Genomic DNA, 14,174 nt, shown 5'->3' with positions numbered 1-14,174 from the left:
TTACGTAATATTTAGCTTCAAACGGATTTAGATTGATAGTAGCACTACCTGCAACGCGCTTTCAGGGGATCGGTTTTGGCATATAGTGCATCGACCGCAGTCGCTCCCTCCTCTTTCGAGTCTTATCTTGCCGAATCCACACAGGCGCTGTTCATCGCCCTGGATGAGCGGGATGCTTATACCCACCAGCATTGCGACCGGGTCTCGCTGCTCGCCCACGAGATTGGCGTGGCATGCGAATTGAGCCAGAAGGAGCTTGACCTGATTGCCGTGGGCGCGCGGTTTCACGACATCGGCAAGATCGGCATCCCGGACAGCGTCCTGCTCAAGCCCGGGCCATTGGATGCCGAGGAATGGCGCATCATGAAGATGCACCCCGTGAAGGGCGAGCGCCTGTTCCGCAATACCCTGCACCCCCAGGCGCATCAAGTCGCCAACATCATCCGCCATCACCACGAATGCTTCGACGGCAGCGGCTACCCGGACGGCTTATCCGGCGACGAAATTCCGCTGGCTTCCCGCATCATGCTGATCGCCGACGCCTATGACGCGATGGCGACGACGCGGCCCTACCACCGGGCGCGCTCGCATCGCGAGATCATAGGTATCCTGGCTTCGGAGGAGGGCATCAAGGCCGACCCCGACGTACTCTCCCGATTCATGCGGGTAATCGCGTATAGCCAGGCGCGCGTGGACTAAGAGCAGTTAACAACACTCTCCTGCCGTCGTTGCCGTATCGCTTGTACTGTCTGCGACAGAGCGCCTAGCCGAGTTTTGTTAGTCGCTCTAAACAACTAGGCACCTAGCCCACTAGCCGCCCTCCTCGCCAAACACCTGTTGCCACAAGCGCCGTACGGCTGACACTTCCTGCTCCACCTTTGCCAGCGGCACGCGCGCCTTCTGGTCTCCCTGCAGCCGGATGGCATGCTGGCGGCGCCGGTAATCGCGATATGCCTGCGCCACTTCGTGCGCCAACGCCGCATCCACCAGGCCCAGACCGCCCAGGATGTCGAGCAATGCGATATTGCCGAGGTTGCGCGTCAGCTCGGGATATTGCGGCGCATGTGCCAACACTAGGTATTGCACGATGAACTCGACATCCACAATCCCGCCGCGGTCATGCTTCAGGTCGAACAATTCGCCATGGTTGGGATGGGCCTGGTGCATCTTATGCCGCATCGCCACGACTTCGGCCGCGAGTACCTGCTTGTCGCGCGGCTGGCGCAACACGGTTTCGCGGATGCGCTCGAAGATGGCGCCGATCTCCTGGCTGCCTGCGCAAAACCTGGCCCGCGTCAGCGCCTGGTGCTCCCAGACCCAGGCCTTTTCCTGCTGGTAGGTTTCAAACGCTTGCACCGAGCTCACCAGCAGCCCGCTCGCCCCATCCGGACGCAACTGCATGTCGGTTTCATAGAGGGTACCGGCCGGGGTCATGCTGCTGAGCCAGGTGTTGACGCGCTGCCCGAGCTTGGCATACACCTCGCCGGCCTCTGGCGCTTCATCGTCGTAAAGGAAGATGATATCCAGGTCGGAAGCGTAGCCCAGTTCCTTGCCGCCCAGCTTGCCGTAGCCGATGACGGCAAACAGGGGGTCTTCGCGGTGACGGTGGCGCAGGCTGGGCCAGATGGCTTTGATGGCCACGTCCAATATGATGTCCGCCAGTGCGCTCAGGTAATCCGATAGCGTCTCCAGCGCAAGCTCTCCCGCCACGTCCTTGGCAGCGAAGCGGAACACGGCGGCATGCTTGAAATGCCGCATTTCATCCATTTGCCGCTCCACATCGCCGGAGAGCAGCCTCACCCGCTGCTCCAGGTCCGCATGCATAGCGGCAAAATCGGGTGCAGCATAGAGGTTGCGCGTATCGAGCAATTCGTCCAGCAGTATCGGGTGCAGGGTCAGGTATTGCGCAAGCCATGGACTGGCGCTGACGATGCGCGTCACCAGCGTCAGCGCCGAGGGATATTCCGCCAGCAGCGCAAGGTAGCTCGCGCGGCGGCAGATGCTGTCCAGCAGGTCGGCGACCCGGATCAGCGCCTGGTCCGGATTGGACTCCTGCGCCGCCTCCTTGATCGCCAGCGGAATCAGGGTATCGAAACGCTGCCGGCTGAGTTCCGGCAATTGCTTGTAGCGCGGGCTGTCGTGCAGGCTGAGCAGCTTGCGCAACGTTTCCGCCGGTTCCTGGTAATTGAGCTGCGCCATGGCCTCGACCGCCTCCTCGCCTTCTACCATCCGCCGCCACAAGGCCGCTTCGCGCTGTAGCGGCACTTCTTGCTCGGAGCGCTCTTCCGCAGGGTCGCTGAACACTTCCTCGAAATGCCGCTGCACCACGCTGCGGTGCTGCTCGAGCACCTTGAGGAAAGCGCTCCATTCCCCGAATCCCATGCCCAACGCGATGCGTTGACGGCTTTCCTCGTTCACCGGCAAATCCTGGGTTTGCGTGTCCTCGAGGTATTGCAGCCTGTGCTCCAGGTTGCGCAGGAAAATATAGGCCTGCTTCAACTCCTGCACCGCGTTCGCGGGCAGCAGGCCCTTTTCCCCGAGCAGGCGCAACACCGACAAGGTAGGCTTGATCTGCAGGCTGGCATCGCGGCCGCCGCGGATCAACTGGAACACCTGGGCGATGAATTCCACCTCGCGGATGCCGCCGCGTCCCAGCTTGATGTTGTCGTGCATGTCGCGCCGGTTGACGTCGCGCTGTATCTGCACCTTGAGATCGCGCATGGAGGAAAACGCGCCGAAATCGAGATACTTGCGGAATACGAAAGGCCGCAGCAATTCGCTCAAGCCCTGATCCGGCCCCGCGACCACCCTGCCCTTGATCCAGGCATAACGCTCCCATTCACGCCCCTGGTTCTGGTAGTACTCTTCCAGCATCGCAAAGCTGCAAGCCAGCGGGCCTTCCGAGCCGTAAGGCCGCAGCCGCATGTCGACGCGGAAGACGAAGCCGTCCTCGGTGATCTCGTCGATCGCCGCGATCAGTCGCTTGGCCAGCCGCGTGAAGAATTCGACATTGCCGATCGACTTGGCGCCGTTGGTTTCGCCATCCTCGGCAAACGCGAAGATGAGGTCGATGTCCGAAGAGACGTTGAGTTCGTGCCCGCCCAGCTTTCCCATGCCCACCACTGTAAAATGCTGGCGCTCGCCGCTTTCCTCGCCGATAGGTTCGCCATACTGCGCTTCCAGCCAGGGGGTAATGTGAAACAAGGCGAATTGCAGGCTGATCTCCGCCAATGCGCTCACCACTAGCATCACTTCGTCCAGTCCCCCGAGGCCGTTGAGGTCGCGCACAATCAGGCGCAGCATGACGCGCTGGCGCAGCTTGCGCAATGCGCGCTTGAGGCTGGCATCATCCACCACATCCTGGCTATCCAGCCATGCCTGCATTTCCGCGGCTGTCCATGCCTGGTGCAAAGTTGCATCCAGCTCAGGCAGCAGCCTCGCATCGCTATTGACCAGCCTGGCAATGAACGGGCTGCACTTGGCGGCGTGCAGCAAATATTGTTCATTCTGCGATAAGTCTGTATCTGTCTGCAAAATCTGTGATAGTGTGCGCATCTTGAAATTGTAAATGAAATGTTATAATTCGTTTCCTAACGTTACGGGTGCCTTGGCACCGATAGCATCGCCTCATTATAGAGTTTTGAAGGAGCATTTATGTCGTCCATTGAATCCGTGCTGACGGAAACGCGCGTTTTCGCGCCGCATGAAGCATTCCGCCAAGCCGCCACCGTGTCGGGTTTATCAGGCTACCAGGCCTTGTGCGATGCGGCTGAGCAGGATTACACCGGCTTCTGGGCCAATCTTGCCCGGCAGGAAATCACCTGGCAGACCCCCTTCACTGAAACGCTGAACGAATCAAACGCTCCGTTCTATCGCTGGTTTGCCGACGGCAGGCTCAATGCCTCCTACAACTGTATAGACCGCCACCTGGAAAAACGCGCCAACAAGATCGCCCTGATCTTCGAAGCGGACAATGGCGACATCGCGAACATTAGCTACAAGGAGCTGCACCAGCGCGTATGCCGCTTCGCCAATGCCTTGAAAAAGCAAGGGATCGGCAAAGGCGACCGCGTCATCATCTACCTGCCCATGAGCATAGAAGCCATCGTCGCCATGCAGGCCTGCGCCCGTATCGGCGCCATCCACTCCGTGGTGTTCGGCGGATTCTCCGCCAAGAGCCTGCATGAACGCATCGTCGATGTCGGCGCCAAGCTGGTCATCACTGCCGACGGCGGCGTACGTGGCGGCAAGCCGGTAGCGCTGAAGCCGGCGGTTGACGAAGCATTGGCCCTGGGCGGCTGCGAAGCCGTCGAGAAAGTCATCGTCTACAAGCGCACAGGCGTTGATATTGCCTGGAACCCGCAACGCGACTTATGGTGGCATGAAGTCGAAGCAGCCGAGAGCGACTATTGCGAACCTACCTGGGTGGATGCCGAGCACCCGCTGTTCATCCTTTACACTTCCGGCTCCACTGGCACGCCCAAGGGCGTCCAGCACTCCACCGGGGGCTACCTGCTCGGCGCCATCATGAGCATGAAATGGGTGTTCGACCACAAAGCCACGGATATCTTCTGGTGCACCGCCGACGTGGGCTGGATCACCGGCCACAGCTACGTCGCCTACGGCCCCTTGGCGCTCGGCAGCACCCAAGTGGTGTTCGAGGGGGTGCCCACCTATCCTGATGCGGGCCGTTTCTGGCAGATGATAGAGCGCCACAAGGTCAGCATTTTCTACACCGCCCCCACCGCCATCCGCTCGCTGATCAAGCTGGGCGGCGACCTGCCGAACAAGTACGACCTCTCGAGCCTGCGCCTGCTTGGCACCGTGGGCGAACCGATCAACCCCGAAGCCTGGATGTGGTACCACAAGGTGGTCGGCAAGGAGCGCTGCCCGATCGCCGATACCTGGTGGCAGACCGAGACCGGCTCGCACATGATCGCCCCGCTGCCCGGCGCCGTTGATCTCAAGCCCGGCTCCTGCACCCGCCCCCTGCCCGGCATCATCGTGGATATCGTCGAAGAAGACGGCACGCATATCGAAGGCACAGGCGGCGGCCTGCTGGTCGTGAAAAAGCCCTGGCCCTCGATGATCCGCAACATCTGGGGCAACCCAGAACGCTTCAGGAAAGCCTATTTCCCCGAGGAACTCAAGGGCCTGTACCTGGCCGGCGACTCCGCGCACCGCGACGAGGACGGCTATTTCTGGATTATGGGCCGCATCGACGACGTGCTCAACGTCTCCGGCCACCGCCTGGGCACCATGGAAATTGAGTCCGCGCTGGTCGCCAATCCGCTGGTCGCCGAAGCCGCGATTGTAGGCAAGCCTCACGACATCAAGGGCGAGTCGATCATAGCCTACGTGGTGCTCAAGGGCGAGCGCCCTGAAGGCGATGCCGCCAAGGCCATCGCGGCACAGTTGCGCGATTGGGTCGGCAAGGAAATCGGCCCGATCGCCAAGCCGGATGAAATCCGTTTCGGCGAGAACCTGCCCAAGACCCGCTCGGGCAAGATCATGCGCCGCCTGCTGCGCTCCCTCGCCAGGGGAGAGGAAATCACCTCGGATATTTCCACGCTGGACAACCCTGCCATCCTGGAACAACTCAAACAGGCAGCAGGTTAGAAACTTTGTCACATTAAAAATAGAAACGGCATCCAGGGATGCCGTTTTTTTAGTGTTCCAGCTTACTTATTGTTCACTCTTGCTGCTCATGCTTGGCCAACGCCTGCTGATAGATATTGACCGCGCGCGTCCCAAGCTTGCAAAACCCCAGGATCGGCATCGGCAGGCTGGGTAGCAGTCCGGCCAGCTCGTCCACCTGGGCATAAGTCAACTGGCCGGGCACCACAGGAATATGCACGTACTGGAGGCCATTGGCTTCGGCAGCCTGGCGGATTTCCTCGCTGCTGGGCTGCTCGGCGCCACCCTCGCCATCCGGGCGATTGTTGATGATGGTCTTGAAGCCGGCGGCAGAGGCCTCTGCCACTTGGTCGACTGTCAATTGCGGACAACTGCTGAACTGGTCGCTGATGGTCTTGGTGGTAAGCGTCATCTTCCTGTGTTTCCTCCTGTAAGGTAATGCCAAATATACCACAGGAGGCGGGGCCTCCTTGATATCGGCTGGCGATCAGGACGCCAGCTCTTCCGCGTAGTTATAGCTCAGCGGCCATTGCCAGTGGGCCGAGGCAGGATTGGTCAACTGCCGCAGATGCTCGGCGATACGTTCGATCAATGCCGCATCCTGTTGCGGGTCCAAGCCCTGGTAGGGCTTGCCGTGGTAGTCGCCGCTGAAGGCCAGCACATCGGCAACGGAAGCGTTCTCCTCGAACAAGGCCTTGATGCGCTGGCATTCCTTGTCCTCGGGCGTGATGAGGCGCAACGAATACAAAATGCCCAGCGCAGCGCCGAACTCCAGCATGGGGGTTGGAATGCCATGGCGCGCAGCCAGCTCGATGCTGCCCATGATGCGCTCCTTGCGTTGCAGCTTGCGCAGAGGGTCGCGCCCGATGCGGCGGCACGGGTCCTTGAACGAAGCCTTGCAGCGCGCGATGAAGCTGTTGACGAACGAAGTGTTGATGTATTCCGCCAGTGCCGGGTTTTCCTGCAGCATGGCGGGCTTGATCTCGTTGTTCACCAGGCGTTTCACCAGCATGACGACGCGCTCGTCGCCCATGCCTTGCCCGATGGTCTGGTAGCCCAGCAGGCTGGCATACCAGGCAATGATGGCGTGCGTGCCGTTCAGGAGCCGGTTCTTGATCGCCTGGATCTCGGCAATATTATCCACGGTCTGCACCTGGCGCAGGCGTTCCAGTATCTTGCCGCCCTTCTTGGCGTAGAGCACCATGTCGGGACCGCTTTCAAACAGGGTGACCCCCAGTTGGTCCAATGCCCGGTTGAGGTGCGAGGCATGCCGCAACTGGCTCACGATCTTGCCCAGCCCCGGCTCGGCCAGAAGGATGGACTCCTGGTGCATAGGTGCTGCACTACCGCCAGGCGCCAATGCCTTTTGCTGGGTGTGCTTTTCAAAACTAGCGAAATTAATCCTGGCCTGCTTCAAGAGAATTTCTTTCGGTATTTTTGACACCATGCGGTTGACGACCGTTTCTGTAAAGTACGCCATTTCCATGATCTGCTCTGCCTGCGGCCCCTCCAGCATGCGCAGCATGGCTTCCCTCACTTGCCGCCGGACAAATGCCGCCCCGCTCAGCTTGTTGAGTACGACCAGGATGGTCAATGAGCCCGCCCCGTTCTGGTAGCGTGCGATCAGCCCTTTGGCAATCATCGCCGCCTGCTGTTTGATGGCCGATTCCGGCAGGCACAGGCCGACGATTTCCGAAACCGCATACATCTCGCACACTGCCGCCTCGTCCGCCATGTCGATCAAGCGGATGCGGTCTATGGTCTGGCGGAAAGCCAGGTTGCTGTAGTGCACGTCGTACTTGCCGAATGCATTGACCAAGCTGCGCAGGGTCGTATTGTTGCTAGCGCCGATGATTTCATAAGGCCGGGTATAGCCGTCCCAATGCGAGAATATCTGCGCCAGGTAACCGCCGCCCATGGCGCCGAAGCCATGGATGCCGGCACGCATGTTGTTGATGGTTTGCGGGAACGCATCCGTCAATTTTGGCTTGGGCAGGTTGGGCGTAAACCTGACCAGGTCGGCCAGAAAATCCGGCATGCGGTCGTAAGCCTGGTAGGCCAGTTGCTTGATCTCGGGCCGAGGCTCCTTGATATCCTTGATCAATATCGGCAGGCCGCCGGCTCCCGAGGCGGAACGCAGGCCGTTTTCCGAATCCTCGAACATCAGGCAATGCTCGGGCAGGCAATTCAGCTCCTTGGCCGCGGTGCGGAATATCTCAGGATGCGGTTTGCCCTGCTTTACCTCGTCGCCGCAGACCGTGATGTCGAAATACTTCATGACGTTGGCGTTGATCAGGTACTCCTCGGCAATCGCACGGCGGCTTGAAGTGGCCACCGCCATCAACAGGCCGTTGCGCTTGAGGCGCTCGAGGATTTCATACAGCCCCGGCTTGACCGGCACGCCATGCTTGCGCACGTGCGCCAGCTCCAGCTCGTCCGCGCGCTTGCGGATCGCGGCATATGGATACCCCTCGCCATAGCGGCTCTTGGCGAGCTCTTCCGCCTTCTTGGCGCTCAGGCCCAGGGATCCAATGAGGATTTCGTCGCTGATGGTTTCGCCGAATAGCTCGGCGGAAGCTTGCTTGATGGTGGTGAATCGAAGACGTTCGGTATCGAACATGGTGCCGTCCATATCGAATATGGCGGCATGGATAAGTCTTTCCTTGAAAATCATTAAAAATCCTTAACGCTGATTGATGATGGGGGTTCACCTCGAGTGTGAAATGAATGATGACTTTTTTACCATAACATATTTTTCGTTACTGCTCGGCTATTTGGTCTTTCGATTCAATCTGATGCGACGCGGGATATCCAGAATTCGGAAGGAACCTAACTATCTGGAAAGCGGCTTATTTGTAGGACTGAGACAACATTTCATTCCTTTTACGATATGTTTCCGCAGCCTGCCATAACGCTGGAAAAATTTTTGGTGCGGCTACGTAAAAAGCTGATGAGACGGATGCCGGCCAGGAACATAGTCCGGCAAACCGTTGTCTCCTACAGTGTCAGTTTGAGTTGAAATACTTGCCTCGAGGATCAACCGATAACAATCAAGAAAGGAACCTCAATGATATTCAGGCAACTGTTTGACCAGGAATCCTCCACTTATACCTACCTGCTCGGCGATGAATCCAGCAAGGAAGCATTGCTGATCGATCCTGTGGATTCAGGGTTCCAGCACTACCTTACATTGCTGGAACAATATGGCCTGGTGCTGAAATACTCCCTGGAAACCCACGTGCATGCCGACCATATTACGGCCAGCGGCCTGCTGCGGCAGGAAACCAATACGCTCACGGGCATTGGCAGCCGTTGCAATGCCTTGCCTGCAGACCTGCAACTGCAGCATGGGGACCAGCTCAGCCTGGGGCACCACATCATCCACGTGCTCGCGACCCCGGGTCACACGGCGGGCAGCGTCAGTTACCTGGTGGATGGCCGTGTATTCACTGGAGATTCCTTGCTGATCAACAGCTGCGGGCGGACCGATTTCCAGGGTGGCGATGCCGGCACGCTCTACGACAGCATCACACAAAAGCTCTTCACCTTGCAAGACGAAACGCTGGTCTATCCAGGGCATGATTACCAGGGCTATCGCGTCAGCGCCATAGGCCAGGAAAAGGCCATCAATCCGAGGCTTGCGGGAAAATCCCGTGAAGAATTCATTGCCATCATGCACGCGCTCGACCTGCCAAAGCCCGAGATGATCGACATTGCGGTGCCAGCCAACCGCAGGCTGGGGATAGAGTCCCTGCCACACGGGTGAGCAGGCATTGATAAAGCGGGCGCACAAAGGCCTTCCTGGCTACAACCACTCTCACGAGGAAATATTTATGGATACAATGAGCGAGTACCTGCGGCAACAAAAAGCCTTTAAAACCCACCGGCCTGAGGAAATCGCTTTTATCGAACAACTCAAGCAGCGCCAACTCACTTTGCCGGCCGCCAAGTTGATCGTGGAAGAAGGCACCAGCTCGACACAGCTTTACACTTTGCTTGACGGCTGGGCCTACCGCTACCGCGCCTTGAAGAACGGCAACCGCCAGATCCTCAATTTCCTGTTGCCCGGAGATTTGATCGGATTGCAGCAGAACCTGCTGGACAACAGCGACAGCAGCGTGCAATCCCTGACGCCCGTTACCCTATGCGAACTGGACAAGAACAGGCTCTGGTCGCTTTACGAGCATCACCCTTCGCTGGCATACGATATCACCTGGCTATGCGCGCAAGAAGAGAGAATCGTCGACGACAACCTGGTCAACGTAGGCGCGCGCAATGGTCAGGAGAAAATTGCCATGCTGCTGTTGCATCTCTACAAACGCTATAAATCCATCTACCCCACGCCTGGAAAAACGATTCCCTTTCCATTGACGCAACAGGAAATCGCCGACTCGCTGGGGCTATCGCTCGCCCATACCAACAAGACCTTGCGCAAACTGGAAAAGCTCGGGCTGCACAGCATCAACAACAATTCGCTGACTATCTACGATGAAAAAATGCTGGCCAGCCTCGCGGATTATTTCTATGCGCCGCTCAAGCCCCGGCCCTTGCTTTGCTAGGCTGTTATGTCCAACTGAAACTGGCCCACTCCTGGCCGAATTTCAGGCGAAACCCGCCGGCATTTGCGACAGCCTCCAACGCAAACTTGTCAATGATGCGCGCATGGGCTTTGACCTTGCCTTTTGCCTGATTGACGTCGTAAAAAGGCCGGGTGATCTGGACGCACATGGACCTGGGCTCCTTTTGCTCGAGGCGCAAGGTCGCAGGCTCGTTCAGCTGGTCTTCGAAATAGCACAGCAAGGCAAGCCATGCATAGAGAAACGGTTGCTGCCGCACCTCTTCAAGATCCTGGATATCGCTGGGCACATAGTCCATCTTGATATCGCGCAAAGCCAACGGCGCCGTCATCAGCGCAATGCCTTGACGCAATATCTCGGCAGGGATGGCAAGGCCGCTGGCTTCCGGCTCCCATGCCTGCAAGGCGCGGATGCCGGTCACCGCCTCGGCCAGCTGCTGATCGATGCGCTCCACCGGCTCGCCCAGCGCTGCCTTGCTGCTCTCGCCTTTCGACAACAGGCGCCTGACGATGGAAGCGCTCATGCGGGCAATGGAGATCGGCCCGACAAGGCCATGCCGCAATGTCGGGAAAATCCGCATGAATATCTCATGCTTGATGCCGGCCACCAGCCACTCCTGCTGTTGTATTGTCATTGGAGAATCCATGGCTTAGTCAAAAGGATTGCAATATGCGTTCCAAGTTATTCATATCCAGCGGCTTCTCCAGGTAGAAGTCAAACAAGTCGCTAGCCTCCTTTCCCAGCTCGGCCTCGGCATAGCCGCTGACGGCGACAAACTTCGGCATCCGGCCGGCAGCCAAGGCCCTCAGTTGCTTGACCAGCGCGACGCCCGGGATGTCAGGCAGGTTCAAGTCCATGAACACCACGTCGTAATCACGCTGGGAAAGCGCCTGCGGCGCTTCTGCGCCCGCCATGACATAATTCGCTTCGCAACCCAGCATCTCCAGCAGCTCCTTGAAAGTTTCCGCCGCTGCCTGGTAATCCTCGATAATCAATGCCTGCCGCACTTGCCTGTTCAATCCTGCTCCTTTTCGCTACTTGCGTAGCGGTAACTCCACATTGAATACAATTTCCCCGTCCTGGTAACGGTAGCTGATTTCGCCGCCATGCCCCTTCACAATCTCGTTGGCGATATAGAGCCCGAGGCCGAGACCGTTGCGGTTGCGCATATTGAGCTGTTCCTGCCGCTTGAACGGGTTGAACAGGCCTTCCACCGCGCCCGCATCGATCGGCGCGCCCGCGTTATGCACGCTGATATTGAACGCATGCCCGGCGCGCCACATCCTCACCCTCACCCGGCGGCCTGATTCGCCATGGTGCCGCGCATTGCTGATCAGGTTGGCGATCGCCTGCGCGACCCGGTCAGGGTCGACCTGCGCCGTGACCTGGGTCTCGATGTCCGTTTCCATGCTGACGTCGGGATAGGCCGTTAGGTTTTCCTCCACCAGGTCATGCAGCAGCGCGGAAACATCCGTCTCGATAAAACCCAGGTTCAGGCCCAGCCCTGTTTGCAGACGTGCCATGTCCAGCACCTGGTTCACCAGGCGCTGCATGCGGCTGCTTGAATTCTTGATCCGGGCGCTCATGCGTGAGGAGCCGGACTGCATTTCCATCAATTGTGCCGCCATGCTGATGGAATTCAAGGGATCGCGCAAATCATGCCCCAGGATCGCCATGAGTTGCAGGCGCGTCCGCTCGGTTTCCGCGTTGCGCGCATTGCACACCTTGAGCAGCTCGTGCTGCAGGTCGCGGGCGTCAGCCAGGTCGGCAGCGCTCCAGGGTTCGGCTTGGCCCTTGACGGTTTCCTTCCATTCGTCAAACGAGCCGCGCGGCGTCAGCCTTGGCCCGAGCGGGCCTGGCTTGTAATGCTTTTCCGGCTTGCCGCCCCAGCTGATGGTATGGATTTGCTCACGCCGCAACAATACGACCCAGCTGGCATTCACCTTGTCTATGTTGAAGGCCAGCAAGCCGCAGAACCTTTCGGTTAAGGCATCCAGCACCGGCGGCATTTCAGCAAGAGTGGAAACATGGTAGAAATCCCTGGCCTCCAGCCCCTGGTTGAGCCATTGCACCAGCTGGCGCCCGAGTTCCTGCGGGATGCCTTCCGTCGCATAGGTTTTATCGCCGTAGCTGACCACCATGGCGTCGCAGGAAATCAGTTCCCTGAGACGATCCAAGCTGGAAAAAAGCGCCGTCGACAGGTCGTCGGATTCGAGAAATTTCATCACCAGGCTCGCACGGTGGTGGCTGCTGGCAATCTGCCTGTCCGCGCTCAAGCGCGTTTCAATATGCTGGATGGCGCTGGCGAGGATATGGCAGAGCACGTCGCAGGCCATACGCACGGAATACGGCACCTGGTACGCGGACATATGGTGACAGGCCATCATGCCCCAGAGCTTGCCGTTGAGCACGATCGAAACGCTCATGGAAGCCCCGACGCCCATGTTGCGCAGGTATTCGATATGGATGGGCGACACGCTGCGCAGCACGCTGCGGCTCATGTCCAGCGGCGGCGTATCCGCAGCCTTGACAACCGGCACCGGTTGGCCGTCGACGTCAGCAATCAGGCGCAGGGTGTTTTCCACGTACATGCGCCTTGCCTGGGCAGGGATGTCGCTTGCGGGATAGCGCCTGCCGACCAGGCTGTCGAGATCCTCGCGCTTCGCTTCGGCCACGATGTCGCCGCTGTCATCATGGCCGAAGCGGTAAGCCATCACGCGGTCGAACCCGGTCAGGCCGCGAAACTCCTCGGCAGCGACGTTGAGCAGGCTTTCTATACTGCGCTGGCTCTTGATCGCATTGATCGCTTTCTGCGCCTTCACGGAATAAATATTGATGTTCTTGTCGCCGTTGAGGCGCAACTCGAACTCGGCAATGATGCATCTCTGGTTTACATGCAGCACCAGGTCGAATTTCCGGCCCTGCACTTCCAGCTCATGGGTCTGTGCCAGGCCCTCGATCACCACCACGTCCTGCGTGTATTCCTTGATCAATTGATAGGCAGCGGCAGCATGCGGCATGTGGGAAGGCTGCAACACTTCGCCGATCTTGGGCAGGGCGCCCAGCACGGCGTTGGCGCCGCTGCTGTAGTGGCGCAGGTGCCCCTCGAAATCAAAGGCCAGCAGCACGCCATGCGGCTGGATCAGACCCGGGATGTGGATGGGCTCCTGGTCGCAATTATCAAGCGTAACGCTGGCGAGGCTCATCCCGCTCCTTGGTTGCAGACTGCATGACCAACGAGAAATAATGGAACGCCTCGATAGCGCCCTGCTCGGCTTCCTGCAACGTCTGCTCGTTATCCAATACCTGTTCGATCGTCGACCGGAACGTTCGCCACCGGCCTGCGCTTGCCTGGCTGCGCGCAGAGAAGAAATGCATCGGGCAGGAAGGGGATTGCATGTGGCGCAGGCGCTGGTAAAGCACGCTGACCCCGAGATAAGAGCCCTCGATGACATACTGGACGCCCCATGGCACTCCTGGGCCTGCCGGCAGGCTAAAGCCGGCCATGTCCTCGGACTCCGCATCTTCGAGCATATGCGCCGATTCCAGGTCTTGCCGCAATGCGTCTATGCACAAGCGGTTATAGCCCAGCATCGCTGCGGAAAAACCGCTCACGCCGGCCAATACCGCGTTCACCCCGGCCAACCAGCGGTAGCTGAGTTTCAAGTGGGCGATATAATCCTGCTGGCTGGGGGCAATGCCAGCTAACGGCAACGCACTGTCGATATTTCGATGCAGTGCGGCGATGGCCTGCCTCAACCTTGATAAAACCTCTAGAGCCTGATTGTTATTGTTACTCACGCTGCCCCCCTGGTTTTTATAAGCTGCAAGTGGATTATAGAAAAACCATATACTTAGCAATATGTCTTTTCACATAATGAATGTCGATGACGTATATCTTACCCCCTTGCAGCGACGTTATGTTTTTATCATCTTTTCATTACTTTTTGTAGTGAGCGC

11 protein-coding genes are annotated in these 14,174 nt (G+C 58.7%); 4 read left to right on the top strand and 7 right to left on the bottom strand.

The features are described 5' to 3' along the window. Positions 1–75 precede the first annotated feature (75 nt). The gene (locus ACKF11_RS10975; RefSeq protein WP_407997085.1) at positions 76–699 is read left to right on the top strand and encodes an HD-GYP domain-containing protein; all 624 of its coding nucleotides are present in this window, start codon (positions 76–78) and stop codon (positions 697–699) included. A 111-nt stretch (positions 700–810) separates the two neighbouring features. On the opposite strand, the gene glnE is transcribed toward ACKF11_RS10975, so the two are convergent. Beyond that, the gene (gene glnE / locus ACKF11_RS10970) at positions 811–3,555 is read right to left on the bottom strand and encodes a bifunctional [glutamate--ammonia ligase]-adenylyl-L-tyrosine phosphorylase/[glutamate--ammonia-ligase] adenylyltransferase (protein ID WP_407997084.1); all 2,745 of its coding nucleotides are present in this window, start codon (positions 3,553–3,555) and stop codon (positions 811–813) included. A 99-nt stretch (positions 3,556–3,654) separates the two neighbouring features. On the opposite strand from glnE, the gene acs reads away from it, so the two are divergent. Next, entirely contained in the window at positions 3,655–5,619 is a 1,965-nt protein-coding gene (acs, locus tag ACKF11_RS10965) for an acetate--CoA ligase (RefSeq protein ID WP_407997083.1), read from the top strand. Between the two features lie 73 nt (positions 5,620–5,692). Here the strand turns inward: acs and ACKF11_RS10960 are convergent, their stop codons facing one another. Together ACKF11_RS10960 and mtlD are read right to left on the bottom strand one after the other, a co-directional pair. Beyond that, positions 5,693–6,049 carry a protein tyrosine phosphatase family protein gene (locus ACKF11_RS10960; RefSeq protein ID WP_407997082.1) on the bottom strand — a complete coding sequence of 119 codons (357 nt, stop codon included), beginning with the start codon at positions 6,047–6,049 and terminating at the stop codon, positions 5,693–5,695. A 75-nt stretch (positions 6,050–6,124) separates the two neighbouring features. Next, a complete protein-coding gene (mtlD, locus tag ACKF11_RS10955) occupies positions 6,125–8,311 on the bottom strand; it encodes a bifunctional mannitol-1-phosphate dehydrogenase/phosphatase (protein ID WP_407997081.1) in 2,187 nt (728 codons plus the stop codon). A 396-nt stretch (positions 8,312–8,707) separates the two neighbouring features. Between mtlD and ACKF11_RS10950 the strand changes: the two genes are divergently transcribed. Next, positions 8,708–9,403 carry an MBL fold metallo-hydrolase gene (locus ACKF11_RS10950; RefSeq protein ID WP_510338917.1) on the top strand — a complete coding sequence of 232 codons (696 nt, stop codon included), beginning with the start codon at positions 8,708–8,710 and terminating at the stop codon, positions 9,401–9,403. Between the two features lie 67 nt (positions 9,404–9,470). Beyond that, on the top strand, positions 9,471–10,196 hold the full coding sequence (locus ACKF11_RS10945; protein WP_309565558.1) for a Crp/Fnr family transcriptional regulator: 726 nt from the start codon (positions 9,471–9,473) through the stop codon (positions 10,194–10,196). Between the two features lie 4 nt (positions 10,197–10,200). Here the strand turns inward: ACKF11_RS10945 and ACKF11_RS10940 are convergent, their stop codons facing one another. The 4 genes from ACKF11_RS10940 to ACKF11_RS10925 are packed head-to-tail and all read right to left on the bottom strand — an operon-like array spanning position 10,201 to position 14,015. After that, positions 10,201–10,848, bottom strand: coding sequence for a hypothetical protein (locus tag ACKF11_RS10940; protein ID WP_407997079.1), 648 nt, complete (start codon positions 10,846–10,848; stop codon positions 10,201–10,203). Between the two features lie 19 nt (positions 10,849–10,867). Next, the gene (locus ACKF11_RS10935) at positions 10,868–11,233 is read right to left on the bottom strand and encodes a response regulator (RefSeq protein WP_407997078.1); all 366 of its coding nucleotides are present in this window, start codon (positions 11,231–11,233) and stop codon (positions 10,868–10,870) included. A 15-nt stretch (positions 11,234–11,248) separates the two neighbouring features. After that, a complete protein-coding gene (locus tag ACKF11_RS10930) occupies positions 11,249–13,420 on the bottom strand; it encodes an ATP-binding protein (RefSeq protein WP_407997077.1) in 2,172 nt (723 codons plus the stop codon). Beyond that, complete coding sequence (locus ACKF11_RS10925; protein ID WP_407997076.1) at positions 13,395–14,015, bottom strand: biliverdin-producing heme oxygenase; 621 nt, start codon at positions 14,013–14,015, stop codon at positions 13,395–13,397. Before ACKF11_RS10925 ends, ACKF11_RS10930 begins: the two co-directional genes overlap by 26 nt. Positions 14,016–14,174 lie beyond the last annotated feature (159 nt).

Origin of the sequence: Methylobacillus draconifructus, assembly GCF_045984385.1 — a bacterium.
Lineage (GTDB): Bacteria > Pseudomonadota > Gammaproteobacteria > Burkholderiales > Methylophilaceae > Methylobacillus > Methylobacillus flagellatus_A.
Note: the sequence above shows the minus strand (reverse complement) of the source record. Positions and strands in the feature narration are given on the sequence as shown.